Here is a 26,288-nt window from a genome sequence, read left to right as displayed (position 1 = left end):
CTAATGACCATGAATATCAAAGAGGTATGCGAGAAGGATAGAAGTAGCGTCTTGCATCCTTTCACGCAGCTAAAGGATTTTGCCACCGGCAAACTCGGCGACCCGACCATTGTCGAGACGGGACAGGGCATTCGAATTCAGGACGCCAACGGTAATTGGTTTATCGATGGGTTCGCCGGTCTTTATTGCGTGAATGTCGGCTATGGTCGCACCGAAGTTGCTGAAGCGATTTCGCGTCAAGCTTTCCGTTTGGCATATTATCATTCCTATGCCGCGCATACGACGGACGAACTCGCGATTCTTTCCGACCGCCTCGTCAAGATGGCACCGGGAAAGATGAGCAAGGTTTTCTATGGTATGTCGGGCTCGGATGCGAACGAGACCCAAGCAAAGCTGGTCTGGTACTACAACAACCTGCGCGGTAAGCCGAGCAAGAAGAAGATTATCTCCCGTGAACGGGGCTATCACGGATGCAGCGTAGTCTCCGGCTCGATGACCGGGATGAGCTTTTACCACGACCATATGGACCTGCCGCTCCCCCAGATCGTTCACACAGGTGTTCCGCATCATTACTGGGGCGCAAACCCGGGCGAGACCGAACGCGAGTTCTCAACGCGGCGTGCCGAGGAGCTCGATCAGCTGATCGAGCGCCTGGGGCCGGACAATGTCGGCGGCTTCATAGGCGAGCCGGTGCTCGGCACTGGTGGCATTACGCCTCCGCCAGAAGGTTATTGGGCGGCAATCCAAGCAGTGCTTAAGAAGCATGATGTTCTGCTCATTGCCGATGAGGTCATCACAGGTTTCGGTCGAACAGGCTCCATGTTCGGATCGCAGCACTATGCCATTGAGCCGGACCTCATAACGGTCGCGAAGGGTCTGACCTCGGCCTATTTTCCGCTTTCAGCGGCAATCGTTGGTGAGAAGGTATACAAGGTCCTGGAGGACGGGGCAGACAAGGTCGGCGCATTCTCGCACGGCTACACTTATTCAGGACATCCGATTGGGGCTGCCGCAGCCAATGCGGTTCTCGACATTGTCGAGAAAGAAAACCTCCCCGCGAATGCTCGTGAGGTGGGTGCCTTCTTCCAGGCGCAGTTGAAGGAGAAATTTGCGCAGTTGCCAATCGTCGGCGAAGTGCGGGGCGTTGGCTTGATGGGCGCAATCGAATTCGTCGCCGATCGCGACAACAGGAAACGTTTCGATCCGACACTCAAGGTCGGCGCGCGCATCTCCAAGGCAGCACGTGAGCGCGGCCTCATCGCTCGCGCCATGCCCCATGGTGACATTCTGGGCTTTGCCCCACCGCTCGTGACAACGAAGGCTGAGGTTGAGGAGATTATTGCGATCGCTGAAAGCGCCGTCCGCTCGGTCATGGACGACCTCACGCGTGATGGCCTCAATATTTGAGGCCGTCAGCAACAGGACTGGATCAGCCGCGCATCTGAGGAAGTCGTGAGGTTGTGCGACACTGCAATCGTCACGCCCTCAATGCCGCCAAGGCCGCGGTGGCTGTGACCTTGGGCGGCGGCTTTCTGCGGTGGGTTTCGGCGGCCTTGCCTGAGCGTCGCCACGAGAGACCGTCTGCTCAAGATGCCGAGGCGCGGCAGCTGTACGAAAAAGCCGAGAGTTGTGCCAGAGGCGCGGACGCGCATCAAAATGCGCGCCCTTTTGCCTGAAATGAGCCGCTCCCGGCAGCATGGAGATGGATCTGGTGCCTCCATTGCCGGGGAGGTCAACCGCAGCAGATACGTTCACAGCCTAATCGGCACAGCCGCGATTCACGCCTCGCACGTTAAGGCGCACCGCTCCTCCGCCGAAGGAAAGGAATCTTCAAAGAAGCCACTGGGCAAACACGTGGCGACCGCGCCCAGCAAAATCCACGCGTTGACCGATGCCGCCGGCCGGCCGTGTGTCCTGAATTGCTGCCGGCAATGCATAAGGATGGCCGAGGAGATCTTCGGCGCCGCTGGACCAGTCGAGAGTCTCCTCGCAGACAAGGCATATGACATCAATCGTCTGCGTCGCACGCTTCTCAAGGCCGTCATTTCGTCCATCGCAAGGCGCAAGCCGATACTCCCTTACGATCGCCAAGCTCACCACCGGCGCAATCTCAACGAACGGATGTTCGCCCAGGCCAAAGACTTCCGCCGCATCGATACGCGCTACGACAAGCTCGCAAGGTGGCTGGCTGGCGTACCGGAGTGGATTTGAGCAGCTTTCAGTGTGTTGGCCATCAGCATCGCGATCGTCATGGGGCCAACCCCGCCTGGGACGGGGGTAATGAACGCAGCAATCTTCTCAGCCTCTTTGAAAGCGACATCACCCACAAGACGCAACTTGCTTTCACCTGCCTCCGGGGCATGGATACGGTTGATGCCTACATCGATCACGGTGGCACCAGGTTTCAGCCAGCTGGCTTTCACCATTTCGGGGCGACCAACAGCTACTACGAGAATATCCGCCTGGCGGCATATCAAAGGGAGATCCGTGGTGCGCGAATGAGCGACCGTGACTGTTGCATTGGCGTTCAGCAGTAGCTGCGCCATTGGTTTTCCGAACAAGTTTGACCGCCCAATGACGACCGCATTTTGACCGGAAAGATCGTCGCCATGGACCCGCCTAACGAAGACCATTGCCCCTGCTGGGGTGCACGAGACCATGCCGGTTTGCAGGTCGCCAGTAGCTACTTTTCCAACGTTGACGACGTGGAGGCCGTCCACATCCTTCTCTGGTAGGATCGACTGCACAATTGGTTCCGCGTCCAGATGCTTTGGCAATGGGAGTTGGACGAGAATTCCATGAATGGATTCGTCCGCATTAAGTGAGATGATAAGTGTTAAGAGTTCATCCTGTGTGGTTTCGCCCGGCAGAGTGTGCTGCACCGAGCGGAAGCCACAATGGTCGGCCATCTTGCCTTTCGCACTAACATACACATGGCTCGCCGGATCATCACCCACGACAATTACTGCGAGGCTAGGTTCGATGCCGCTTTTCGTTTGGAGCGAGATAGCGCCTGCCTTGACATTATCGATAATCGCTGCGGCGATGCGTTTGCCATCTATGATAGAGGCCATGGCTCACCCCATCCTTTCCGACGCATAGGATCCTGGGCTCGGGGGAAAGACGACAACGCGGTTGCCGTTGATGAAGCAGCGGTGATGGATATGCGCGTGGATAGCTCTGGCTAGCACTTGGCTCTCGACGTCGCGGCCGATCGAGACATAGTCCTCGGCGCTCTGCGCATGGGTGATGCGGGCAATATCCTGCTCGATGATCGGACCCTCATCGAGATCGGCGGTGACGTAGTGCGCCGTCGCACCGATCAGCTTTACGCCGCGCTCATAGGCCTGCTTGTACGGGTTGGCTCCTTTGAAGCTCGGCAGGAAAGAATGGTGGATGTTGATGATCCGGCCCGACATCTTCTTGCAAAACTCATTAGAGAGCACCTGCATATAGCGAGCAAGCACCATCAGTTCCGCGCCGGTCTGCTCGGCGATCTCGATCAGTTCAGCTTCCGCCTTCGGCTTGTTCTCCTTCGTGACCTTGATGCAGTGGAAAGGAATATCATGGTTGACCACTATCTTCTGATACTCAAAATGATTTGAGACGACTCCGACGATCTCGATCGGTAGCGCGCCGATCTTCCAGCGATAGAGCAGATCGTTGAGACAGTGTCCAAAACGAGAAATCATCACCAGGACCTTCATTCGCCTGGAGACGTCGTGAATTCTCGCGTCCATCTTGAATTCGCAGGCGACAGCCCCAAAGCCGTCGATCAACGTGTGGTGGTCGACGCCCTCTTCTGACATAAAGGATACGCGCATGAAAAACTTGCCCGTATTTAAATCATCAAACTGAGCACTGTCTACTATGTTGCAGCCTTTCCCTGCCAAATATCCAGAGATTGCAGCAACGATCCCGCGCCGCGATTCGCACGAAACCGTGAGTACATAGGTTTTCATTCAGAAGTCCGTTCCATCATCTGGCCCGCACAGCCGATTTGTGACAATTCACACGCTTCTTGATACTCACGCGGGACTTCGAAAGGTCGCGGAACGGGCGGAGGACGGTCGAGGGGCCGCTGAACCCTTGCACCCGACTCGTCTATCAACCCTCGGCAATCCAGTCCGAAAGACTGCGTGCGAAACTTCGCGGCACGACAAGCTCGCACGTCGTCTCACCGGTGCGTAGCATGAGCACAGGCACTTTGTGGAAGGACGTCTGCACTGCCCGTTCAGGAGCCGCCGTTGGCGCATGCCAATCAACGGCGAAACATCCGGAAAGGACCCGCGCAATGTTAGATCCCGCCATTTTTAGGCGCACGCGACCTTCGTCAAGGGCGACCGAACAGCCGATAGCAGGGTCGATGGCAAGTGAAGGCGCGGCAGAGCCATCGTCGCCAAACAGCCAGAGACGGCGAGGGGCGATGCGGATAACACGAAGGCCTTTGTGACGAACTGTCTCTCCCACGGAAGCTGGAAGCCTGATGCCCAGCAAAGCTGAGACGCTCGCCTCAAATTCTGCCAACGTGCTTTCCCATCCCTCGACCTGGGAAAGCGCGCAGTCGACCATTGACAGGCTGAAGTTTTTTACTGGGGTGTGGCTACCCATGCTGCCGCTCTCCTTGCGGATCGAGAAATACTGGCGAGACGACGCGGGCGCGCACCATTTCGCCCTTGATCGGATAGACGGCGACGACCTCGTTTCCTTCCGCCGCGACATCGCCCGCAAGTAAAGCCAACGCGACATAGCATCCGAGTTCCGGACTGAAGGTTGCCGAGGTGACTCGCCCGCGGCCATGGCCGGTGATCTTGTCACCTGGCAGGAAAAGGATGGCGCCGCCGCGCAGCCGGCTGTCAGCCTCCGTGCATTTCAACCCGACTAGCCTTTGCCTGTCCGGCGCCAGAAGGTTGGGGCGGCGTCGGAGTACGTCACCAACAAAGCCGGAGCGCTTGCTCACCAGGCGGCCGAAGCCAATATCGTCAAGCGTGGTCCGTCCATCTATTTCCGGCCCTGCGGCATGACCCTTTTCGATCCGCAGCCCGCCGAGTGCCTCGCGACCGCAGGGTCTCAGCCCCAGCGGTTCGCCGACCTCGAGCATATGGGTCCACAATGTCTCGCCGGCACTTGCGCCGACGTAGATCTCGTATTGACGTTCGCCGGAAAAGCTCAACCTCAGGATTCGCAGGGCATGCCCATTCCATTCGCCTTCAAGCAGCCCCATACGCGGCAGCGCCGTATCGGAAACGTCGAAACCAGGGAATGCAGCGCTAAGGATTGCACGGCTCTTTGGCCCAGCCACCGTCATTGCTGCCCATTCATCATTCACAGAGGTAATAGCGACACGCAATTCGGGCCATACCGTGTCGAGCAGGAACTCAAGACGTGGCAGTACGTCGGCGGCCTTGCCGGTCGAAGCGGTCAGAAAGTACCGGTCTTGTGCCAGCCTCGTCGCGGTACCGTCATCGAATACAATGCCGTCGTCACGCAGCATAACGCCATACCTGGCGCGGCCGACCGGCACGTTTGCAGCGCCATTGGCATAGACGCGGTCGAGGAAGATCGTCGCATCCGGACCCTGAACGTCGATCTTGCCGAAGGTTGAGATGTCGGCGAGTCCCGCAGCTTGGCGAATATACCGCATTTCCGCCACATAGGCTTCTTCGACGTTGCGCCCGGACTGGTGATAGAAGTTGGGCCGCATCCAAAGCCCGTTCTCCAGCATTTCGCCACCATTCCTAACATGCCAATCGTGCATCGGCGTGCGGCGTATTGGCTTGAAATGATGACCGATAGCACGACCGGCGAGCGCTCCGATGGCAACCGGGGTGTAAGGCGGGCGGAAGGTCGTGATCCCGGTTTCCGCGATTGTTGTCCTGCGCAGCGCTGCCATTGCTGAAAGCGCTGGAAAATTGCTTGTCTTGCCTTGGTCGGTGCCCATGCCGAGGGTGGTGTAGCGCTTTAGGTGCTCGACTGATTCATAGCCCTCCCGATGTGCGAGCTCGATGTCCTTTGTCGTTACGTCCATCTGAAAATCAACGAACGCCTTCCCACGCGCAACAAGAGGGGGTTGGCGCACCGGTTCCGTTGCTGTTTCCCCAAGATCGAGTTTCGATACTGCGGGCACCGATTCCCGCTTTCCGCAGTATGACGCCGCATCCACGCCGGCGGTGTGACCGCCTTCAATCGCTTGGGCAGTCGAACAGCCTCCCATCATCGAGCCGGCTCCGAAATGGCCCGCCGGAAAGGCACCGGGAACAAAGGCGTCGATATCATCTCGATATCGGGGTTTGATTCCCAAATGCGACGTGAGGTGCACAGTTGGCGACCAGTCAGCCGACATGCACACCAGATCGCAGGCGACGTGGGAAAGGCCGTACGGTCCGACAAGCTTTACGCCCGTCACAGCCCGAGCACCGCTAACGTCCACGATGCGGGTCGCGGAAAGGACTGTGACATTGAGTCGTGCTGCCGACGCCACAAGTGCGGCTGGCAAGGAGGTGCGCAGATCGGCAACCGTCACCTCGGCGCCAGCATTGGCCAGATCGAACGCGGTGCGCCAGGCGCTGTCATTGTTAGTGGCGATGATGACCTTCTTGCCGGGCAGAACGCCGAAGCGGTTAAGGTAAGCGCGAGCGGCAGACGCAAGCATCACGCCCGGCCTGTCATTGTTCGAAAACACCAGCGGCCGTTCAATGGCACCCGCAGCAAAGACGATCGAACGGGCGCGAAGCATAGTGAAGGTCTGTTTGTTTTCTCCAGTCGGCCGGGGACCGGTGGCGCCATGTCGCCCGACCAACCCTATGACGTTCCCGTCATAGGTCCCAAAAGCTGTCGTCGACTTCATGAACGTGACGCTTTCGGACCTCTCTAGTTCGGCTTCAGTCTGCCTCAGCCAAGAGGCAGCCGCGCTGTCGAGCGGCTCAGTCAGCAGGTGGCCGCCGAGCAGGAAATCCTGCTCGACGATCGCGACACGGGCGCCGGCAGCTACAGCGGCTCGCGCCGCCGACAGCCCCGCCGGCCCGCCGCCGACGATTGCGACGTCCGCAAACGCATGTTGAACCTGGTAGCGATCTGGGTCCCTGTCTGTGCTCGCTTTGCCGAGACCGGCCGACTTGCGAATGAAGTGTTCGTAAAACATCCAGGCCCGACGTGTCGGACCCATGAAGGTCTTATAATAGAAGCCGGCCGACAGAAACGGCGCAAAGAGACCATTTATACTTTGCACATCCAAAGCAAGCGACGGCCAGCGGTTCTGGCTTTCTACGACCATACCGTCCTCTAGCTCCAACGTCGTCGCCGGTAGGTTAGGCTCACGCCTTCCTCCGGTTCCGAGAGTCACGAGGGCATTCGGTTCCTCAGGTCCTGCGGAAAAGATCCCGCGCGGTCGATGGTATTTGAAGCTGCGTCCGACTAATGCGACGCCGTTGGCGAGCAACGCTGATGCAAGTGTGTCACCGCGATATCCAACAAGCTTGCGGCCGTCGAAGGTGAAAGTGACCGGATGCTTGCGGCTTACGCGGCCCCCTGCCGACAACCGTCTCGGATTAGAACTCATGCTAACGATTTCCTGGCGAAGTTCACAGATGCGATGATGTGGTTTCGAGTGTCGCGTTCGACCACTAGCCATTCTCGGCAACCGGCCACGTGTTGCCAGAATTCCCGGTGCTGGCCCGCCGGGTTGGGCCTGACAAAGACATAGCGGTACCAAGCATGTGGATCGGGATCGTTGTGGGCCGGACGCGTAACCGAAGCGTCACCGCCATAGCGGAACTCGTCATGATCGCGCAGACCGCAGCATGGGCATTCAATGCGCAGCATTTCAATGGCCTCCTAGTGCATCCAAGCGAACGGGCCGATTCCGGCCTCGTCGATGGTTCGCCCGGCGCGAAACCGGTCCAAGCTGTACGGGACGACGAGCGGATGTGGCTTGCCGTTCGCAATAGTATGCGCAAAGCACCAGCCGGAAGCAGGCGTCGCTTTGAACCCGCCATAGCACCAACCGCCGTTGAGGTAGAGGCCGTCGATGGCCGTCGGGCAGATGATCGGACTGGCGTCAGGCGTCATGTCCATGACGCCGCCCCAGTGGCGCACTATGCGAAGGCGTGAGACGCACGGCATCAGAGCGATTGCCGCCTCCATCGTTTCGCGGATGACGCCGAGATTGCCGCGCTGGGCATAGGAGTTGTAGCCGTCGATATCACCGCCCAAGACCAGCCCACCCTTGTCCGACTGGCTAAGGTAGTAATGACCGGCGCCGTAGGCGACGACCTGGTCCACAAGTGGTTTCAGAGGTTCGGTAACGAAGGCCTGCAGGACATGGCTTTCGATCGGCAGCTCAAGGCCGGCCTTGGCGCCGAGCACCGATGTATGGCCGGCCACGGCGAGGCCGACCTTGCCGGCGCCGATCCGGCCTTTTGTCGTTTCGACGCCGACGATCCGTTCGCCGTCGCGAATGAAGCCCATCACCTCGCAATTCTGGATGATGTCTACGCCATGGCCATCGGCCGCGCGCGCATAGCCCCAGGCGACAGCGTCGTGCCGCGCCGTGCCCGCGCGGCCCTGGAAGATGGCACCGTAAATTGGAAAGCGCGCCGTATCGGAATAATCGAGATAGGGCAACATCCGCTGAACTTCGTTACGGTCGAGGATATCGGAGTCGATGCCGTTCAGCCGCATGATGTTGGCACGGTGGCTGAAGGCACCGAGTTGGTCGGCCGAATGCGCAGTGACAAGCTGGCCGCGCTGCGAGAACATGACGTTGAAATTCAGCGCTTGCGACATGCCCTCCCAGAGCTTCATCGAAAATTCGTAGAATTGGGTGTTGCCGTCGAGCAGATAGTTGGAACGGATGACGGTGGTGTTGCGGCCGACATTGCCACCGCCGATATAGCCTTTTTCGAGCACGGCGACGTTGCGGATGCCGTGGTTCTCGGCGAGGTAGAAAGCGGTGGCGAGGCCGTGTCCGCCACCGCCGATGATGATCACGTCGTAGGACCGTTTGGGCTCCGCGGCCCGCCAGGCGCGCTGCCAGTTCTTCTGGCCCGAGACCGCGTTGCGGAAAATAGAAAATGCCGAATAGCGCGCCATGATGCGTTCCTAGCGTACGATGGGGCCGGTCGGCGTGCGGGTGAGCAATTCCGCGCCGTTATCACCCAAGAGCACCGTGTTGGAAACGAAGTCGTCTCCCCGCCCGGTCCCCATCAGCCACGAGAGCATGTGAAAGCTCATGCCAGTCTCGATGACGATATCGGAATCGGGTCTGAGCCCGATCACCGAATTGCCGCCGGTCCATGACGGAGGCTGACCGATCCCGATCATATACCCACAGTGGTGCCGGTAGTAATGAGCCAGGCCGGCGTCGTCGACGACAGCTCGCCAGGCCGCGAAAACCTCGCGCGCTATTGCACCGGGACGCAACGCCTTCACTGCGGCATCGAATGCGGCGGCGTTCACCACCGCCATCTCTACGTCCTCGTCCTTGATGTCGCCAATGTGAACGAGCCGACCGAGCGGCGCATGGTAGCGCGAGACGCAGCCGGATAGCTCAATGAGGACGGGTTCACCTTTCCGATAAACGCCATCACCCCAGGTCGCATGCGTTTCGCGCAGACGCGCGCCTGGACGGATGAAAGGTCCAAAGCCCGGAACATGGCCTCCGGCGCGTATCATCGCTGACATGCACTCGGCAGCGACCTCCTGTTCGGAGGCGCCGTCCGAGATCGCCGCAATCGCGGCTCCAGCGGCGGCGTCCGTCACCTTGGCGGCCCGCCGCATCAAGGCTTGCTCCTCGGCGCTTTTCACTCGCCGCATCTTGTCGACCAGACCGGAAACGTCGCTCCATCTTGCGTCAGTCTGCGACTGCAGCGCTACCGCAAGCCCGTGGCTGAGACCTGCCGTCCAGTATTCAAGGCCGATCTGCTTGCTGGACAACCCCATCTCAGCCAGCACCAGCGCGGCAACGTCAGCGGCCGTCTCGCTGTCTGAGTGGCTGCGGAACGTCGCTGCCTTCACCCGGCTTTCGATCGTCCATCTCTCATTGGCACGGGTGACCAGGACAGGTTGACCTTCCTGCGCAACGACAAGCAAATGTGGAGTAAAGTATCCCCAGTGGTCTAGACCCGTGAGATAAAAGACGTTTTCCGGAGAGGCGAAGACCGCCGCGTCCAGATTGCGCTCAGAAAGCAGCACGCGGAGTCTGTCAAGACGCCCTTGGATTTCTGCTTCGGAAAAGGGGTTACGGTCCATCAGGTCCTCGTGCTTGTTGCCGGCTGGTTGCGGGCATAGTCTTTGGTCGGCCGCGATTTCGTGCGCACCATAATCAGTTGATAAGCGCACCACGCCACATGTGCGTTCGCCGCCATTGTCCCTGCGGCACATCCGAGACGTTGTTGTCAGTGACCATTTTCTATTCTCAGCAATAGCTATCCGCACCGGGTATGGGACCGGATGCCGTGTGTCCGCTTCGTCAAAGTACCAGCGTCAAAGGCCGCTATGCGCGAAATCTTTGCCTTTCCACGCAGGAAACCGGCGTTTTCCTATTGGATTTCGCACGTGGGGCAATAGCCGCGCCGGGTCTAGGAGCGTCGAATGACGCCGATATAGTCGCGCAATGGTGGATCGGAACAGGGATGTCGGTGGACAAGTTCAATGCGTGGGGTGTGCTATGCGTCCGCGGTTAGCGCAACCGTTATCCGGCGGTCCTCGCAAAGCGTCGCGAGAAGATCCGACGAGCCCTGCCTGCGCGCGAGATCCATTGAGCGCAACGCGGGAAACATAAATGCAACTTTCCAGCTGCCGTGTACTGATGGGCGCTCCGTGCCGCTATTCATCAACAATTGGCAAAGCCAAGGTAGCTTTGATTCTATCCATCACGACCATCGTCTTAAATCCTTTTATATCCGGATGCTCATAAAAAAACCGGCGAGTAAATGCCTCGTACTCGACCATGTCACGCACAGAAATCGCCAGAACGAAATCTGCTTCACCTGTCACATAGTATGCGCTCATGATCTCAGGCGTGCGCCGGATTGCTTGCTTGAAACGGTCAATGATATCTGATCGATCGCGCTCGAGACTAATGAAAGTCAGCATGATCATTGGCCGACCAACGGCGGCTGGGGAGACTATCGCAACATCGGCCTCGATCACACCTTCGTCTCGAAGGCGCTTCAACCGCCGCTGACACGCGGTCGCCGAGAGCCCCGCAAGTTCGCCCAATTCCTCAGTCGTAAGACGATTGTTGCGCTGCACGGCGATGAGAAGTTTGCGATCAATTCTATCAAGGTCCATCGTCCATCTCTGCAGAAATTGCGAATTTGCGCAGGAAAACTGCGCTCAAGAGCGAGTATTAGCCCGACTTCCGCAATGATCAAGGCCTAAAATGGGACTTCAGCAAACGCCCCATAGAGCCTCAACTGTTTTATTTTCCATGTCCGGAGTCTGCCTATGCAACGCGACCGAAGAAGCGGTTCCCTGGATCCGCACAATTCCTCGCCAATGAACATTGCAGGCAAGCGCAAGTAGTACGCAGATTTTCACCGTTAGTCGCACAAGTGGACCGCCATGCAAACTAATTCTCTTCGTTTGAACCTCCTCCGGGAGGAATTCCCTGCCACGAAAAACGCGATCTATATGGATGTAGCAAACCAAGGACTCATCTCGAATGCAACAATGGCTTCTATTGAGCCGCATTTGAATAATCGGCTACATGGTAGAAATGATGAAGGAAGCATGTTGAAACATGTAGAGCGTACTCGGGCGAGATTCGCGCAACTGATCGGTGCTGAAAAAAATGAAATTGCAATTACAAAGAACGCATCGGAAGGCATTAATATAATTGCCAATGCGATCGAGTGGAGGCCCGGGGACAATGTGATCCTGTGCCCCAAGTTAGAGCACGCTAATAACATCTTGCCCTGGCTTCAGATCAGGAACCGCCACAACGTGGAATTGCGAGTCGTAGAGCCGGCCAGTGGTTCAATGCCGACTGAAGCCATTGTAAAAGCAATCGACTCTCGTACCCGCATTGTCGCACTCGCGACCGTAACAATGGTCCCCGGATTTCGAACCGAGCTGGCACCCATCGCGGAAACCTGCACGCGTGTTGGCGCCTTTCTTTTGGCAGACGGAACACAATCGGTCGGAATACTTCACACCGACGTGACCCAGCTAGGCGTGGACGGGTTGGCGGTTTCGACCGTCAAGGGATTGATGGGGCTTTATGGATCGGGATTTTTGTATTGCCGTCAGGAATGGGCCGATCGGTTGAACCCAGCCTACCTGGCTCGTTTCAGTGTCGATCTGGGGAACGCGCCGGAATCGGCACCGATTCTCAGTTCTGTAAAATTGCGTGACGGCGCCCCTCGTTTTGATATTGGCCACTATAACTTTCCGGGAATGCTGGCCGCTTACGTATCGATGGGGCAATTACTTGAAGCTGGAACCAAGGAGATTGAGCAGAGCGTTACGTCACTGGCAAAGCGGCTGGCTGTTGGTCTTCTGGATCTGGGGCTACCCGTCTGTGGTGGTGCTCCTGGGAGCCACACTGGAAGCATTGTGGCGGTCGGCGATGTGGCTGCGCTCGCAGAGGCGCGCGAGGTCGACAGACGAATTCAATCCCTTCACGATCACTTGCTGAAAAACCAGGTCATCGTCTCGATACGTAGAGGCATGCTGCGCTTTTCACTGCATCTATACAATACCGTGGACGAAGTCGATCGCGTTATCGATTTGGCCAAGGTCTGGTGAATAACCACAAGCACTAGTCGCACAGCAAACAGGAGAGTGCATGCCATCCGTCGCCACAGAAACTGTAGCGCTCCTTCAGGAACTCGTAAAAATCGAGAGCGTCAATCCATCATTGTCGCCAAAGGGAAGTGGCGAAAAGAACGTGGCCGAGTTCCTTGAGCGTTTTTGTAGAGAGCGAACCCTGCCATACGAATTTCAGGAGGTGACAGACGGACGCTCGAACTTCTTGACCTGGGTTCCGGGTGAGAATCCCGACAAGCGCATTCTTTTCATCGCTCATATGGACACTGTGCCTATTGATAAGTGGGAGTCAGATCCGTTCTCCGGCGAGCAAAAGGAGGGGCGAGTGTATGGCCGAGGCAGTTGCGACACAAAGGGTTCACTCGCAGCGATGCTGATGGCGCTTGCCTCCCTTGGAGAACGTCGACCCAAATCCACAATCGTTGTCGCCGCGAGCATTGACGAAGAATTTCGCAAGATTGGGGCTCGTGCAATTGCTCAGTCAGGCCTGACCTACGATGCCGCAGTGGTCGGCGAACCAACTGACTTGGAGCTTGTTGTCGCTCACAAGGGTTCGGTCCGCTGGCAGGTCGAAGTCGAGGGCGTGCCCGCGCATACTTCGAAGCCCCATCTCGGAGTGAATGCGATCACGGGGATGGCTAAGATCGTCCTGGCCCTTGACGAACTCAATCACGCTTTGGCTTTACGTGCGCATCCATTGGTCGGCTCCCCAACTCTCACTGTCAGTCTTATCGAGGGAGGTATAGAACTAACCACCGTACCGCCCGTTTGCCGTATTTGGATTGACCGACGCCTTATACCGGGAGAGCAGCCCCAGCAAGCCATACAAGAGGTGGAGAACGTATTAGACTCTTTCCGCCAAGGCGGAGATAAGATCAAGGTTCGTTCTTTGCTCCCCGCGTTGGAAGATCCCGCTCCAGACAGTGCCGAGTCGAGCAAGATTGCGGCAGTGGCAGCAACGGCCTGTGCTGATATAGCGCGAACTGGGAAATATATAGGGGTGCCCTACGGTACGGATGCAAGTCAACTATCTTTGGTCGGAATTCCTTGCGTCGTTATTGGCCCTGGAAGTATTAATCAAGCCCATACGAACGACGAGTTCGTGGAAATAGATCAGCTAACCATGGCGGTCGAAATATACCAGAAAATCATGCTAAACTATTAGATGGCGCTCGGAGCGGTGGCTGGGCTCCTACGTCTACGGGTGCAGCGGGCGTCCACCCGCGGCATCGCCGTAAGTCGCTGGTAGACCCAGAGGGTTTGCGACGCTCCCTTTTAGGCCGACAGGAGGCCACCACTGGGGTATGTTCTTCTCAAAACCTTGATCTCTTTATTGTCCGGTCTTTCCTTCTGCGCCGTGACCTGCCTCACAGGCGGCATAGCACAGGCGGGATTGCTGGCTCGCTGAGGCAGACGGGACCATGAGTGTCCTCGGGTCGGCTGGCCTGCTGCCGATTTTCGGACACCAGGTTAAGCCAACATTTTGCTCGAACTCGACGGGGCACATATATCCCAATGTCGAGTGTCGTCGCCGAGGGTTGTAGAAGCGCCCGATGTAATCGAACACGTCCGCCCTGGCGCCATCCCTCGTCCCGTGGACCTTGCGTACTCTCCGCTCGGGTGTTCAGCGACGAGAAGAAGCTCTCCATCGCGGCATTGTCCCTGCCCGACCGGCTCATCGAACAGGTGATGCCGTGATCGGCCATCAGGCGTTGGAACCACTGCTCGCTGGTGTATTGGGCGGATTCAAATGGTCATGGCAACACTCTGAAGTTGGAGGTTGCGATGAGCATTGGAAAGCGGAGATCGTCGGGGTCTGGACGAGCGCCATTACCTTGACCAGGACGGCCGCCAGTGGTGGGGCGCGATGAACACGATAGATTCTGGCGGGCGATTGCCGCGCGCAAGCATACATTAAATCGTAAGCTTGCGTGATAGCTTCACTATTTGGCGATATCTCGTCGTCTGGATGGTCGAGCTGACCCATCCATCCCACAATCATCCGAACTGCGTAGATACCAAAATAACGCAGATTCACTGCGCTTGAGCAGTGAATCCGCAGGAAGGCGCGTCCTTTAGCTGCTATATTCTAAGCAGTCCTGCGGTTTGGCATCGGCCATCGGGGTGCGGAGAAAGCCCCGAAGGCGCCGAGGCGTGTTTTCTGCTGCTGGACACGGGAACTGCCGCATACGGCGAGACAAGAGGGAGGAATTTCGTGGATAAACGGCAATACCTCAAGAGCAAGACTGGTCTTTATAGACGCGCCTTCCTGAAGAGACTGGCCGCGGTCGGCATTGCGGCGCTGGCGATTGCCCCGTCTGCTGGATCAGCCTCAGCGCAGTCGCTGCTCGACAAGATCAAGAACGGAGAGACGATACGGATAGGATACTCAAGCCAGGCCCCGTGGGCCTATCCGGGCGAGAACAATGAGCCGCTCGGCTTCGTCAATGCGATGACGCTGGACATCCTGAAAAAGATGGGCACGACCAAAGTCGAGTCGGTCGTCACCGAATGGGGCTCACTCATTCCCGGCCTGCAGGCCGGCCGGATCGACATTATTACTGGCGGCATGTACATCCTGCCAGAGCGCTGTCGCAACGTCCTGTTCACCGACCCTATCGGCAGATTCACTGACGCGCTGGTCGTGCCGAAGGGCAACCCAAAAGGACTGCACTCATACGAGGACGTGCGCGACAAAGGCGTCACCTTCGTTACCGGATCCGGCTACGATTCGGTGCCGATTGCAAGAAAGGTTGGCATTCCCGACGACAAGATCATGCAGGTCGCCGACGATGTGGCAATCGTGCAGGCTGTCAAAGTCGGCCGCGCTGACGCTGGCGGTGTCAACTACTTGAGCGGGAAGAAACTTGTTGAGAAGGAAGCGAGCCTCGAGTTCGCCGATCCGTACACCTCGCCCAAGAAGCCCGGTTTTAGTGCCCTCGCGTTCCCGCTCAATGAGCAGGCTGCGGTCGACGCCTTCAACGCCGCAATGAAGGACTATATCGGCTCCGACGAAATGATGGCGTCGGTTGCAAAATACGGATATGATAAAAAAATGTTGCCGGACGGCACCGCGGCCGCCTCAGCCTGCAAGGGCTAAGGCGCCGTATTGACGGCTCTCCACGACCGACCGCGCTCCTGGCCTTGATGGCCGGGGCCCAGCTGGAAAGGCAAACATGAACGATTTTGCGCTCGGTTTCAGCGTGGCGGCGCTGGCCAACGGCATCCTGGTCACCATAGTCATAACAATCGCGGCATCTCTGGTGGCTATTATCCTCGGCCTGATCGTCGGCCTGATCCGGGTCTCTACCCTTTGGCCGCTGCGCTGGGTGGCGATCGCTTATATAGAATTCTTCCGCGGAACGTCGCAGCTCGTGCAGCTCTACTGGTGGTTCTTCGTGCTGCCGATCTTCGGCGTTACCCTCTCTTCGTGGACCGTCGCCATCGTCGGGATCGGATTGTGCATTTCCGGCTATGGCGCCGAAGTGGTGCGGGGCGCCATCCAGAGTATCGATCGTGGCCAGTATGAAGCGAGCACCGCGTTAAACCTCTCGCGGCTCACTATGATGCGTCGCATAGTACTGCCTCAGGCCCTCCGGGCGATGCTACCACCTTGGGGCAATCTGCTGATCGATGTGCTCAAGGGTACCTCGCTCGTCTTCTTCATCACCATCACCGAGTTCACCAGCGCCGCCAAGATTGCAGGCGACGCCACCGGCAACTACCTGCTGTTTTTCGCGGTGGCGCTGTTCGGCTACTATGTCATCGCGCGCGCACTCATCACGCCCTTCGTGAGCTTGCTGGAGCGTCACTTCTCGCGTGGCTTCGTGCGGGAGGTGTTGGCGTGAACCTCTGGGATTGGTCTTATGTCTGGGAGGCGATGCCGTATCTTTATCACGGAGCCCTCGTCACGGTTCAGGCCACGCTGTTCGGATTCGCACTCGCGCTGGTGCTTGGCCTCGTCTTCGCGCTGATCCGCCAGTCTCCTAACCGCTACGTGTCCCGATCCATGGCGGAGATCGTGGAATTCATCCGCTCCACGCCCTTGCTGCTGCAGGTGTTCTTCGTCTATTTCGTTGGTCCCCAGTTCGGCATCATCATCCCCGCCTGGATCTGCGGGATCGGCGCGCTCGGAATTCACTACGCAGCTTATTGCTCGGAGGTGTATCGTGCCGGGATTCTGGCGGTGCATGAAGGCCAGTGGGAAGCCTGCACAGCGCTTAACCTATCGCGGCGGCAGACTTGGAGCGGGATCATACTGCCGCAGGCAATCCCGCCGGTCGTGCCAGCATTGGGCAACTACTTCATCGGCATGTTCAAGTCAACGCCTATCCTGGCATCCATTGCGATCTTGGAGATGCTGCAGCAAGCTAAGATTTTCGGTAGTAACAACTATCGCTACATTGAGGCGATTACTATGGCCGGCCTCTTCTACCTAGTCTTCACATTGGTCGCGTCCGTGATCGTGCAATCGGTGAGCGTCTGTCTCAACCGCCGCTACCATCTGCAGTGAGAGCTCCGTAATGAACGAACACATGACCCGCCTCGATAATTCTGCAAAACCCCATAGGGCGCCGCGAGCGCTGGACAATATCGATCTCGCGTGCAACGAAAAAGCCATGAGTGAGCCCATAGTCCGATTTGAGAAGGTCACAAAACGCTATGGCGCGCTAACCGTGCTGGACGAGCTCCATCTCGATATCGCCCGTAACGAGAAGGTTTGCATCATCGGCCCTTCGGGCTCTGGCAAGACCACAGTGCTGCGCATGCTTATGACGCTGGAACGAATCCAGGGAGGGGTGATCTGGGTCGATGGAGAGCCGCTTACGCACATGCAGAAGAAAGGCCAGATGGTGCCGGCAAGCGAGCGGCATCTTAGGCGCGTGCGCGGCAAGATCGGAATGGTCTTTCAGCACTTCAATCTGTTCCCACACTTGACGGCGCTGCAGAACTGCATGGAGGCACCGATGTCCGTGCTTCGGCTCTCTAAACAAGAGGCTGAGGCCCGAGCGGCTGAACTGCTCGACATGGTCGGACTCGGCGACAAAAAGAATCACTTCCCTATCCAGCTTTCCGGCGGGCAGAAGCAGCGCGTGGCGATCGCCCGTGCGCTCGCCATGCGGCCCAAGGTGATGCTGTTCGACGAGGTGACCTCGGCGCTCGACCCGGAGCTGGTCGGGGAGGTGCTCAACGTCATTCGCAAGCTCGGCGCTGAGCACGATCTGACGATGTTGATGGTTACGCACCAAATGGGCTTCGCTAAGGAATTCTCCGACCGCGTCTGTTTCTTTTACGGCGGCAAGATCGTCGAGCAGGGCTCGCCCGACCAGCTCTTGGGCAACCCGCAGAACGAACGAACGCGTCAGTTCCTCAGTGCCGTGCTGGAGGCACGGTAGATACAAGGAGTTTTCCGCCCTGCGGAGGACACCAAGTCGGCCGTACTCTGCAAGGGTCATCCGGCGGAGTTGACGCGTATGAATCTCTCACCCACCTCCCTGGCCAGCCCGAGAACCGTATCGTTGCTGCCGGGCTGATGGTTTGCCTGTTGCGGGCTTGGTCCTGTAGATGACCACCCTGGTTCGGTATCGGCGATGAAGAATGCCGAGGAACGTTCGCGCAGAAGTTGTGCAAAGTTCGACCGTAGTAAATCCTGGGGGAATGGTGTCTCACTGCCTTGCCCCCTGTGCCTTTGTTGAGGCGCCACCGCCAGTGGTTTTCAGCCGTCGAGCTAGCCCGACGGCAAAAGCTGCGCCATCGCATCTTCTTCATCATTGCCATGTATGTGCCCGATTCTCCATGGCGCCGTGCAGGGAGCCTCGATTGTCCGCCAGCGAAGACGCGGACCTTGCTGTGGAGAGCAAGGTTAGGCCGCTTTTTGACTTGCTATTAGGACGATCTCCGCTCCCCGTCATTAAAATACTGGTGGATCCTTCCCACTGCCGATCACCGAACATGAAGTTCACGCTTGAAGTTCGTCAGTATTTCACATCCCCCTTCAGTCACCCGGATCGTCTCACTTGTCCCTACGTCGGCAAAACCGAACACCTTGACCAGAGAAGGAATGTGGAAGGTCATATTTGGAAGCAGCTCTCGGGTTTCTCCACGCTTAAAGGAAAGGATATGACCCTCGCCCCAATCCGGCGGAAAGCATACTCCGATCGAGTAGCCCGTTCTCTTGAATCGTCCCTCATAGCCGCCGTCCGTGACGGTGTTCGACCAAACCTTCCAAACTTCCTCCAAGGGGCGCCCAGGCCGGATGGCCTCGAGCATGTTCTCCAGCGCTTTGCGGGACACATCCTCCATGCGCTGTAATTCGCGGCTAACCGGTTTGACGACAATAGTGCGCATGAGGGCCGCACTGTAGCGACGGACAGTACCCGATGGCTCCAACAAAATCGGGTCGCCTTCTTGAATTTTCCGGCCAGCCCATGTTGCATGGGCGTAGCTGGTACGAACGCCTGACGCAACAAACGGCGGATAACCCGGATATTCGCTTCCGATGCTTGTCACGACGCGCTGAATTTCGGCAGCGATATCCTTCTCGCTCGCGCCGACGTGGATCTGGTTTATGCCAGCCTCCATACCCGCTTCAACGATCCGGGCAGCCTGACGAATATATTCGATTTCCAGGTCCGACTTTACCACCCGTACGCTTTCGACGATCATCGATCCGTCCTGGACTCTCGCGCTCTGAAGTCCTTCTCGGATCTTTTCATAGTGGGCAATTGTCAAGAACCAACCGGTTTTCTCGATGCCAATGATGGAGTTGGCGTAGCCCATGTTTCCAATCGTTTCCACGAGGACCTCGATCGGCGATTCGTGGTCCATGTAGCTGGAGCTTTTGGTGAGCCACGAATACGCTTTAACGTTAGTCTGCTCGATGGCGCGAGTCACAATATGCAGCTCGCCGTTGCTTGGCACCAGCAAGAACTGGATAGCTGGATAGCCTAGTGTGTGGTACCCGCTAAGGTAATATATGTTTTCGGGGATACTGACAATCAGCAGGTCCAATCCTCTATTCGTAATCTCCTGTCGAACAGTTTTCAGGCGTCGCTCAAACTCCGAGACCGGAAATGCAAGATCTTTTTCGATAACGGCGTTGTCGATGCCTGAAACTTTCATCTAGTCCATCCTTGGTCCCCGAGGGGACATTCCGTGGTGCTCGATCTACATATCCGGAAAGGTAGCAAGGTCCTATAAGTTGGATGGTGCGAAGTATCCGCTCAGACTGCAGGAAACCAGCGTTTTTGGGAGTTATGTGCACAACATGTCCCCTCGAGTCGGCTGCATCGACTTCTTTGATCCTTGCCAGTCGCTTCGCCCCGGTGAAGCCTCGCCATGAAAGCCGCCGTGGAGGCGTTGACCTAATACGCTTTGGTAGCCACCCCGGATTTGGCGGACGCCATTTACTTGCGGCACGCTGCCGTGGCCAACTCTTGCAGCATGGCTCAGTAGCCCTCCTCGGCTTCGGTCCCGGGGATGTTGCCGGTTGGCTCCTCAAGCAGCCAGCGATCGTTGGATCAGTCGGCCCAGGGCAGCGGATGCGTTTGAACGAAGTCGCTGACGCGGCACTTGGTGCGTGGGTTTGCGGTTGAAGCTTCTGTTGTAAAGGATTGCGGTTAGCAATCTTGACAACAGGAGCAACAAAGATTGCCGAGTTAAGCCCACTCCGCGGCGCACGATCGAAGACATGACGATCCGCAATCTGTCGCCGGCCACGCAGCGATCCTACGTGCACACGGTGGCGAAGTTTTCGCGCTACTTTGGCCGTCGCAGACCGCGTTTGACGGGTTGAACGATGGGACGCGGGGGAGCGCTTCTTTTGCCGTGGCGCAACACCGACGTGGTGCGCCAGGAACTGGCAGCGTAACATGGGATCGTCATGGGGTTCGTTCGGTGGAGCTTCGGGTGCAGCATTGGCGTTGGGAGTTGAAGGCGCAGAAGCGCGCGACAGTTTGGTTGAGACGGCGCCGGGATGTCAGATGCAGATCGACTTTGGCGACACGCGGGTGTGCATCGGCGACGAGCGTGTTCGGCCGCACCTGTTTGCGGCAACGCTGGGTTACTTGGGTCGGCAGCATATCCGTCCCTCGCTTCGTGAGCGCCAGGTGGACTGGTTCGAGGGGACGGAGGAGCTTTCCTCGCTTCCAACGGAAAAGCTGTTCGACAATCCGAACGCGTTGCTCGAACATCACGATGCAACGACGCGGGAGGTGTGGTTCAACGCGCAGCTGCACGCCTCTGCCCGCTACTGGGATTTACGCCGCGGGCTTGTGCGCCCTACGAGGCGCGTAAGAAGGGGAAGGGCGAACGCGGGGTCAGCCACGTCGAGCGCAGTGCAATTGTTGACCGCCGGGCCGAGAATTGGGCGGCGTTCGAGGCGCCGGTGGACGCGCGAGATTGCCGATCAGCGTATGCATGGCACGACCGGCGTGGCTCCTGCGGAACGCTTTGCCGAAGAGGCGGGGACACTTCGCCCTCTCGGCGGACGGGCGCCGTTCGGGCAGCTGCGGGACCTCGTGCGCAAGGTCCAGGCGGACTGCGCAATCGACCTTGACACGACCAGTTACTCGGTTCCCTGTCGGCTGATGGGGGAGAGCGTCCAGGTCGTGGTGCTGGGCGGCACCGTTATCGTGCGTCATGCCGGCGTGGTCGGCGCTGCTGCGCCGGCACGATCGGCGCCGGCGGAGATCGTTGCGCCTTCCGCTCTGTTGCGGCCGCTGGCCGAATATGAGGCGCTGGTTGGAGGAGGTTGGTGATGGCGGCTGTCGATCACGAGATGCTCGTGGCTCAGCTCGACCGCTGAAGCTGGCTGCGATCCGGGACCAACCCGACACGCTGCTGGATGAAGCGGCGCTTTCGGAAATGACTGCGCGAAGCTTTGGCCTTCCCGGTGACGTGCGAGATCGCGCGGCGCGACGAGCGGCGGATCCATTGCAGGCAAGATCGCGCAGTTCCCGTTTGTGCGCGAACTGGACGGCTCCGACTTCGACGCGCAGCCGTCGCTGGATCCGGCGCCAGATCCGGTAGCTTGCGGCCTGCCGCTGGATTGCCTATGGCGACACGGTCCTGTTCCTTGGACCTCCGGGTACGGGCAAGACACATCTGGCGGTGGCTCTCGGGCGCGAGGCGATCCGGCAGAACCATAGCGTCCAGTTCGTCACGGCGGCCACGGTCGTGGCGATGCTGGCCAAGGCCCATGCGAGGTTCACTCGAAAAGCAGCTGACGACCCTGTCGCGGCCGAAAACTGCTGATCATCGACGAGCTCGGCTATCTCCCGTTCGAGGCCAGTGCCGCACATCTGTTCTTCCAGCTGGTGTCGCGGCGTTATGAGGGAGGATCGATCCTGATTACCTCCAGCCGCTCGGTAGGCGAATGGGGCAGCGTGGCAACCGCGATCCTTGATCGTCTGCTTCATCATTCGACAGTGATCACCATCCGTTGTGACAGCTACCGGCTTCGCGAAAAGCGTCGCTCGAGACCAAGGAAACGCAAACCGAATAGAAGGGGGTCAAATCCTCACTTCGCGAGACATGGCTAGAGGTTGCGGTGGCACAATACTGCGCTCCACCGACGGCTTAGTGCAACCGGCGTCCGGACATGGTCGAGGAGGTGATCTACGACCGGCATGGTCCGTTCGTTCCTCAGTGGAGGCGTGGCAGCCTCAGGCCCATTATGCGGCCGCCATTGATCAGGATCGAATCTGGGAGCACCCGTACGACCCAGCGCCACGTCGGCGGTTCGGACTCCGGTACCTTCGCCTCCGATACCGGCTGAACCATCAGCAGACCAGGCGCCACCGGATGGAGCACCGCTTCGAGCTGAGAGAAGGAAGAGCGGATGCGAAGCCGGGCCGCATCTGCCTCAAGCACGATCTCGGCTTCTAGCGCCAGGGTGGGGTCGCCGTAGCGGCCAGTGGCGTTAGCGGGCACGGCCGGGGCCACATCGTCGAGACGGCGATAGCGCCGCTTGCGACCGAACCAGTCGCCATCGATATCACCATCCGGCCGCGGTATGAGGCGAAGCGAGCCTACGCTGCGCTGCAGTGACCGTTCGAACACTCCCGGCTCCACCTCCTCCATCTCATCGCCGCCCACCACGGGAACACCGTTCTTGAGGGCAATTGCGAAGACGTCATCCGTCGTCTCGTCGTGATAAAGGCCTGTAGCGGCTGCAAAGCGTGCACCGGCTTCCGTGGAACATGGAGGACCAGACGGCAACCCGAGCACCGCGTCGACGATGCGCCGAGCCATAAGAAAGGGCGCGATTTCGTCGGTATTCGCAAGGATTAGAATGTCGAGGCCCAAATCGGGGAAGCGTACCCCCTCCGACTTAGCCCCTGCCATCGTCCCACCATGGCCGATGCTGCGATAACCTCGATAGGTGCTCATGTACAGGCCGAGCCCATAGGGGCTCGGACGCCCATTCACCATAGCGCCGGATTGGGCCATCCGCGCCAACTCCACCGCGCCTACCTTCGGATCGTTCAAGTTGGTCAGCCAGATCAGCATATCGTCGAGCGTCGAGACTATGCCGCCATCGCCGTTCGCTTCGTAGCCAGACCAAAAGGCGCGGCGCCATGTACCGTCTGGCCCTCTGGTATGGTGGTCGGCAAGGTTGGGAAGAATTTCGTCGTCATGCTTCATCATCCGGGTATGGCGCATGCCGAGGGGACCGGTGATCCTGTCGTGCAGAAGCTCGTTGTAACTGCGGCCGGAGACCTGCTCGATCACCTGTTGGAGCAGCAGGAACCCGGTATTCGAGTAGCTTAGATCATCGCCGGCCGGGAAATTCACCGCAGAATGCTCGCGCAACATCCGGAGCTGCAGCGCGACCGGCGTCGGCGACAATGGCGATTGGCCAACCAACGCCATGATCTCGAAGTAATCGCGCAGGCCCGAAACGTTGGCGGCTAGGTGCTGCAAAGTTACCGTGCGCGGGAATTCTGGCAGCCAGGGCAGGTGTCGCCGTACGTCATCCTGAAGCGACAACTTACCCTCAGTCTCCAGCATCATGGCCAGCAGCACCGTGAACTGCTTGGTCTGCGAACCGATGCGTATAACGCTGTGTCCCCACAGCGGAATGCTATGCGGCAAATGGGCCAAGCCGTAGTAACCACGATGAATCTCGCGCCCGTCCCGCCGCACGGCCACCACGGCGCCGGGGGAATTCGGCTTAGCCCAAGAGGCAAACAACGCATCGATTCGAAGGGACAGAGCTGCGCTCGAATCGCAATTGTCGTCGAGTGCCGGTATTTGGTTTTCGCTCATCAATATTCCTCAGCAAATTATTCGCGTCAGGTCCGATTTCACGCATCCGGAACGTAGCACCCGCTGGCCGCGCCGCGAATTTTAACAGCTTCTATTGGCCGATGTCGCCGATCAACCTCTGTCGACGCAGGAAATCAGCGAATTCACGGTGAATACGCACAAGAGGCGGCGCTTGCCATAAGCTGGGCGCGACATGCAGGTAGTTTTTGTGAGTGGTTTGGTTTGCCGGATGTTGCTGACGATCGTAACGACCGAGACGCGGATCAGCCACATCGTTGGCGTAATGGTCCGGCATTGGTATGCTGTGGTCACCGCAGCGGCTCGCCAAACTCTCGACTCCATACCAGATCGTACAAACGCGATGGATACCGCGATTAGTCACGGCGCGAGCCTTGTCTCGACAAGTCGGATCCAGAAGGATGTCCCATACAAGATGGCATCGTCGTTGAAGTCGTAAGCTGGATGATGCAATCCGGCACTGTCGCCGTTTCCACAAAGTATGTAAGCGCCCGGAAGGGCATTCAGCATGTAGCCAAAGTCCTCCGCTGCCATAATCGGCCTGGTCGTTTGGACATTGGCTTCCCCAACTAGGTCCTTCGCGACCATTGCCGCCATTTCGGTCTGCTCGGCATGGTTAAACGTCTCAGGAGCCCCGCCTATGAACGACAATCCGATCTGAGCACCGGTCATCTGAGACACCCCGGAAACGATTTCGCGCAAGCGCGCCCTAATAAGTTCATGTACTTCAGACGAAAGTGAGCGGATTGTTCCCCGCAGAATGGCTGATTGAGGGATAACGCCTGGTGTGGAGCCCGCATGAAATTCGGAGATTGAGACTCCCGCTGGTTCTTGAGGGTCTACATTCCGTGCCACGATTTGCTGCAGCGCTGTAATAAGTTGGGCACCGGCAAGAACAGGATCGATGCAGTCGTGGGGCGAAGATGCATGTCCGCCACGCCCTTCAATTTTGATCTCGATGACATTGTAAGCAGCCATCATGGAACCTGGCCGAATGCTAAACGTCCCCACCGGAATGCCGGGCCAATTGTGCATCCCGAAAACCTCGGACAGATCGAAGCGTTCCATTAGCCCGTCCTCGATCATTGCGGCTGCGCCTGCTTCCTCTTCTTCGGCTGGTTGAAAAATAAACACGGCATTTCCTGCGAAATTTCGCGTCTCGGCAAGGTAGCGAGCAGCACCCAGCAACATCGCCGTGTGACCGTCATGGCCGCAGGCATGCATCTTCCCAGGTGTCTTGGAGGAATAAGGCAGGCCGGTAGCCTCCAGGATGGGTAGCGCATCCATATCCGCCCTCAGGCCAATTGCTGGAGATCGGCCCGAGCCGTTCGCCAGTTGCCCTTTGATCACACCGACGACACCCGTCCGCCCAATCCCTTCCACAACTTCGTTACAGCCGAACTCACGCAGCCGAGTTGCAACAAGCGCAGAGGTTCGATGAACATCGTACAGAAGCTCGGGATGTTCATGAATATCCCGCCGCCATCCCATGATGTCTTGGTGCAGATCAGCAACGCGATTGACAATGGGCATCTAAAACCTCCGATGACGCACGGCAGACAGTGGGACTCCCCGAGCAGGGAGGTCAAATATGGAATATTGCCAGGACCTATCTAGGATCCAGATGCACGGCTCTGATGGCTTTCGTTACATTGGTCTTACTGGATCACCCGGCAAAGGACTGAACCATCCGGCGATGGCAGTGTGCTTACCCCCCGGGCCAGGCTTTCAAAGATCGACCGCCACCATGCCCGCGCCAGGCCGGCGTGGACGTCGCCGTGGTGCATCCCGCGAAGCGCGGTGAGCGCCCCACTCGTAGGTAGTGCCACGAGGGGTGAGGCGACGGCCACGATCTCAAATCGACGAGAACTCGTCGCGCACCCTGGGTTTCGAAACCTCGACGCGTTCGTGGCCAGCGGTTTCCGCTCGCGGCGGCCTGCAGCCAGGCATCAAGTACCGCCTCCCCCCATGGCCAGGCTGGACGCCGGTGTCATACGAGCTCGTCACATGCGGCGATGGCCGACCTCCGCAGCTCTCCTTAACCAAGACCGTCCGCTATCTCGTCTACGCCTTCTATGAAGCTAATGGCGCTCGTTAACTATCGCTCGCATCGCTTCCATGCACCTACCGCCATCCGTCCAGGACCCATGATCCTCGCCATGTATGTGCCCGATTCTCCATGGCGCCGTGCAGGGAGCCTCGATTGTCCGCCAGCGAAGACGCGGACC

At 58.3% G+C, this 26,288-nt stretch carries 22 protein-coding genes and 2 pseudogenes; 11 read left to right on the top strand and 13 right to left on the bottom strand.

From position 1 onward, the window contains the following. Window positions 1–3: 3 nt before the first annotated feature. Both AC0L14_RS25765 and AC0L14_RS25760 read left to right on the top strand, forming a co-directional pair. Window positions 4–1,407: an aminotransferase gene (locus AC0L14_RS25765; RefSeq protein WP_473751158.1), complete on the top strand. Its 1,404-nt coding sequence runs from the start codon at window positions 4–6 to the stop codon at window positions 1,405–1,407. A 249-nt stretch (window positions 1,408–1,656) separates the two neighbouring features. Continuing rightward, window positions 1,657–2,211 carry a transposase family protein gene (locus tag AC0L14_RS25760; RefSeq protein ID WP_473751157.1) on the top strand — a complete coding sequence of 185 codons (555 nt, stop codon included), beginning with the start codon at window positions 1,657–1,659 and terminating at the stop codon, window positions 2,209–2,211. Here AC0L14_RS25760 and folD read toward each other — a convergent pair. The 8 genes from folD to AC0L14_RS25720 all read right to left on the bottom strand — a co-directional run bounded on the left by folD (window position 2,163) and on the right by AC0L14_RS25720 (window position 11,292). Then, entirely contained in the window at window positions 2,163–3,074 is a 912-nt protein-coding gene (folD, locus tag AC0L14_RS25755; protein WP_473751156.1) for a bifunctional methylenetetrahydrofolate dehydrogenase/methenyltetrahydrofolate cyclohydrolase FolD, read from the bottom strand. The two genes, AC0L14_RS25760 and folD, sit on opposite strands and share 49 nt — an antisense overlap. A 3-nt stretch (window positions 3,075–3,077) precedes the next feature. After that, the gene (gene purU / locus AC0L14_RS25750; RefSeq protein WP_473751155.1) at window positions 3,078–3,962 is read right to left on the bottom strand and encodes a formyltetrahydrofolate deformylase; all 885 of its coding nucleotides are present in this window, start codon (window positions 3,960–3,962) and stop codon (window positions 3,078–3,080) included. A gap of 145 nt (window positions 3,963–4,107) precedes the next feature. After that, window positions 4,108–4,611 (bottom strand): sarcosine oxidase subunit gamma family protein, encoded by a 504-nt coding sequence (locus tag AC0L14_RS25745; RefSeq protein WP_473751154.1) that lies wholly within the window; start codon window positions 4,609–4,611, stop codon window positions 4,108–4,110. Then, the gene (locus tag AC0L14_RS25740) at window positions 4,604–7,558 is read right to left on the bottom strand and encodes a sarcosine oxidase subunit alpha family protein (protein ID WP_473751153.1); all 2,955 of its coding nucleotides are present in this window, start codon (window positions 7,556–7,558) and stop codon (window positions 4,604–4,606) included. Before AC0L14_RS25740 ends, AC0L14_RS25745 begins: the two co-directional genes overlap by 8 nt. Beyond that, complete coding sequence (locus tag AC0L14_RS25735) at window positions 7,555–7,821, bottom strand: sarcosine oxidase subunit delta (protein WP_473751152.1); 267 nt, start codon at window positions 7,819–7,821, stop codon at window positions 7,555–7,557. Before AC0L14_RS25735 ends, AC0L14_RS25740 begins: the two co-directional genes overlap by 4 nt. 12 nt (window positions 7,822–7,833) lie before the next feature. Then, entirely contained in the window at window positions 7,834–9,090 is a 1,257-nt protein-coding gene (locus AC0L14_RS25730) for a sarcosine oxidase subunit beta family protein (protein ID WP_473751151.1), read from the bottom strand. 9 nt (window positions 9,091–9,099) lie between these two features. Beyond that, complete coding sequence (locus AC0L14_RS25725; RefSeq protein ID WP_473751150.1) at window positions 9,100–10,248, bottom strand: M24 family metallopeptidase; 1,149 nt, start codon at window positions 10,246–10,248, stop codon at window positions 9,100–9,102. 576 nt (window positions 10,249–10,824) lie between these two features. Beyond that, window positions 10,825–11,292: an Lrp/AsnC family transcriptional regulator gene (locus tag AC0L14_RS25720; protein WP_473751149.1), complete on the bottom strand. Its 468-nt coding sequence runs from the start codon at window positions 11,290–11,292 to the stop codon at window positions 10,825–10,827. Between the two features lie 273 nt (window positions 11,293–11,565). Between AC0L14_RS25720 and AC0L14_RS25715 the strand changes: the two genes are divergently transcribed. Then, a complete protein-coding gene (locus tag AC0L14_RS25715; RefSeq protein WP_473751148.1) occupies window positions 11,566–12,750 on the top strand; it encodes an aminotransferase class V-fold PLP-dependent enzyme in 1,185 nt (394 codons plus the stop codon). Between the two features lie 40 nt (window positions 12,751–12,790). Beyond that, complete coding sequence (locus AC0L14_RS25710) at window positions 12,791–13,936, top strand: M20 family metallopeptidase (RefSeq protein ID WP_473751147.1); 1,146 nt, start codon at window positions 12,791–12,793, stop codon at window positions 13,934–13,936. A 306-nt stretch (window positions 13,937–14,242) separates the two neighbouring features. Here the strand turns inward: AC0L14_RS25710 and AC0L14_RS25705 are convergent. Continuing rightward, window positions 14,243–14,519 (bottom strand): annotated as a pseudogene (locus AC0L14_RS25705) (IS3 family transposase); the annotation flags it as partial. Window positions 14,520–14,821: 302 nt separating this feature from the next. On the opposite strand from AC0L14_RS25705, the gene ehuB reads away from it, so the two are divergent. From ehuB to ehuA, 4 genes are all read left to right on the top strand, one after another. Beyond that, window positions 14,822–15,871 (top strand): ectoine/hydroxyectoine ABC transporter substrate-binding protein EhuB, encoded by a 1,050-nt coding sequence (ehuB, locus tag AC0L14_RS25700; protein ID WP_473751146.1) that lies wholly within the window; start codon window positions 14,822–14,824, stop codon window positions 15,869–15,871. Window positions 15,872–15,947: 76 nt separating this feature from the next. Continuing rightward, the gene (gene ehuC, locus AC0L14_RS25695; protein ID WP_473751145.1) at window positions 15,948–16,619 is read left to right on the top strand and encodes an ectoine/hydroxyectoine ABC transporter permease subunit EhuC; all 672 of its coding nucleotides are present in this window, start codon (window positions 15,948–15,950) and stop codon (window positions 16,617–16,619) included. Further along, entirely contained in the window at window positions 16,616–17,284 is a 669-nt protein-coding gene (ehuD, locus tag AC0L14_RS25690; RefSeq protein ID WP_473751144.1) for an ectoine/hydroxyectoine ABC transporter permease subunit EhuD, read from the top strand. Before ehuC ends, ehuD begins: the two co-directional genes overlap by 4 nt. Window positions 17,285–17,390: 106 nt before the next feature. Next, window positions 17,391–18,167, top strand: coding sequence for an ectoine/hydroxyectoine ABC transporter ATP-binding protein EhuA (gene ehuA / locus AC0L14_RS25685; protein ID WP_473751193.1), 777 nt, complete (start codon window positions 17,391–17,393; stop codon window positions 18,165–18,167). 547 nt (window positions 18,168–18,714) lie between these two features. On the opposite strand, the gene AC0L14_RS25680 is transcribed toward ehuA, so the two are convergent. Then, complete coding sequence (locus AC0L14_RS25680) at window positions 18,715–19,893, bottom strand: M24 family metallopeptidase (protein WP_473751143.1); 1,179 nt, start codon at window positions 19,891–19,893, stop codon at window positions 18,715–18,717. A gap of 651 nt (window positions 19,894–20,544) precedes the next feature. Between AC0L14_RS25680 and AC0L14_RS25675 the strand changes: the two are divergent. The 3 genes and pseudogenes from AC0L14_RS25675 to AC0L14_RS25665 form a co-directional block, all read left to right on the top strand. Then, window positions 20,545–21,530 (top strand): annotated as a pseudogene (locus AC0L14_RS25675) (Mu transposase domain-containing protein); the annotation flags it as partial. 289 nt (window positions 21,531–21,819) lie between these two features. Next, window positions 21,820–22,026, top strand: coding sequence for an ATP-binding protein (locus AC0L14_RS25670; protein WP_473751192.1), 207 nt, complete (start codon window positions 21,820–21,822; stop codon window positions 22,024–22,026). After that, entirely contained in the window at window positions 22,020–22,313 is a 294-nt protein-coding gene (locus AC0L14_RS25665; protein ID WP_473751191.1) for an ATP-binding protein, read from the top strand. Before AC0L14_RS25670 ends, AC0L14_RS25665 begins: the two co-directional genes overlap by 7 nt. A 103-nt stretch (window positions 22,314–22,416) precedes the next feature. Here AC0L14_RS25665 and AC0L14_RS25660 read toward each other — a convergent pair whose 3' ends face one another. From AC0L14_RS25660 to AC0L14_RS25650, 3 genes are all read right to left on the bottom strand, one after another. Then, a complete protein-coding gene (locus tag AC0L14_RS25660; RefSeq protein WP_473751142.1) occupies window positions 22,417–24,042 on the bottom strand; it encodes a serine hydrolase domain-containing protein in 1,626 nt (541 codons plus the stop codon). A gap of 91 nt (window positions 24,043–24,133) precedes the next feature. Further along, entirely contained in the window at window positions 24,134–24,337 is a 204-nt protein-coding gene (locus tag AC0L14_RS25655; RefSeq protein ID WP_473751141.1) for a hypothetical protein, read from the bottom strand. A gap of 83 nt (window positions 24,338–24,420) precedes the next feature. Beyond that, on the bottom strand, window positions 24,421–25,593 hold the full coding sequence (locus AC0L14_RS25650) for a M20 aminoacylase family protein (protein ID WP_473751140.1): 1,173 nt from the start codon (window positions 25,591–25,593) through the stop codon (window positions 24,421–24,423). Window positions 25,594–26,288 lie beyond the last annotated feature (695 nt).

Source organism: Mesorhizobium sp. WSM4841, from assembly GCF_055811515.1.
The sequence above is the reverse complement of the archived record's forward strand: the minus strand, read 5'-3'. Positions and strand labels throughout refer to the sequence as shown.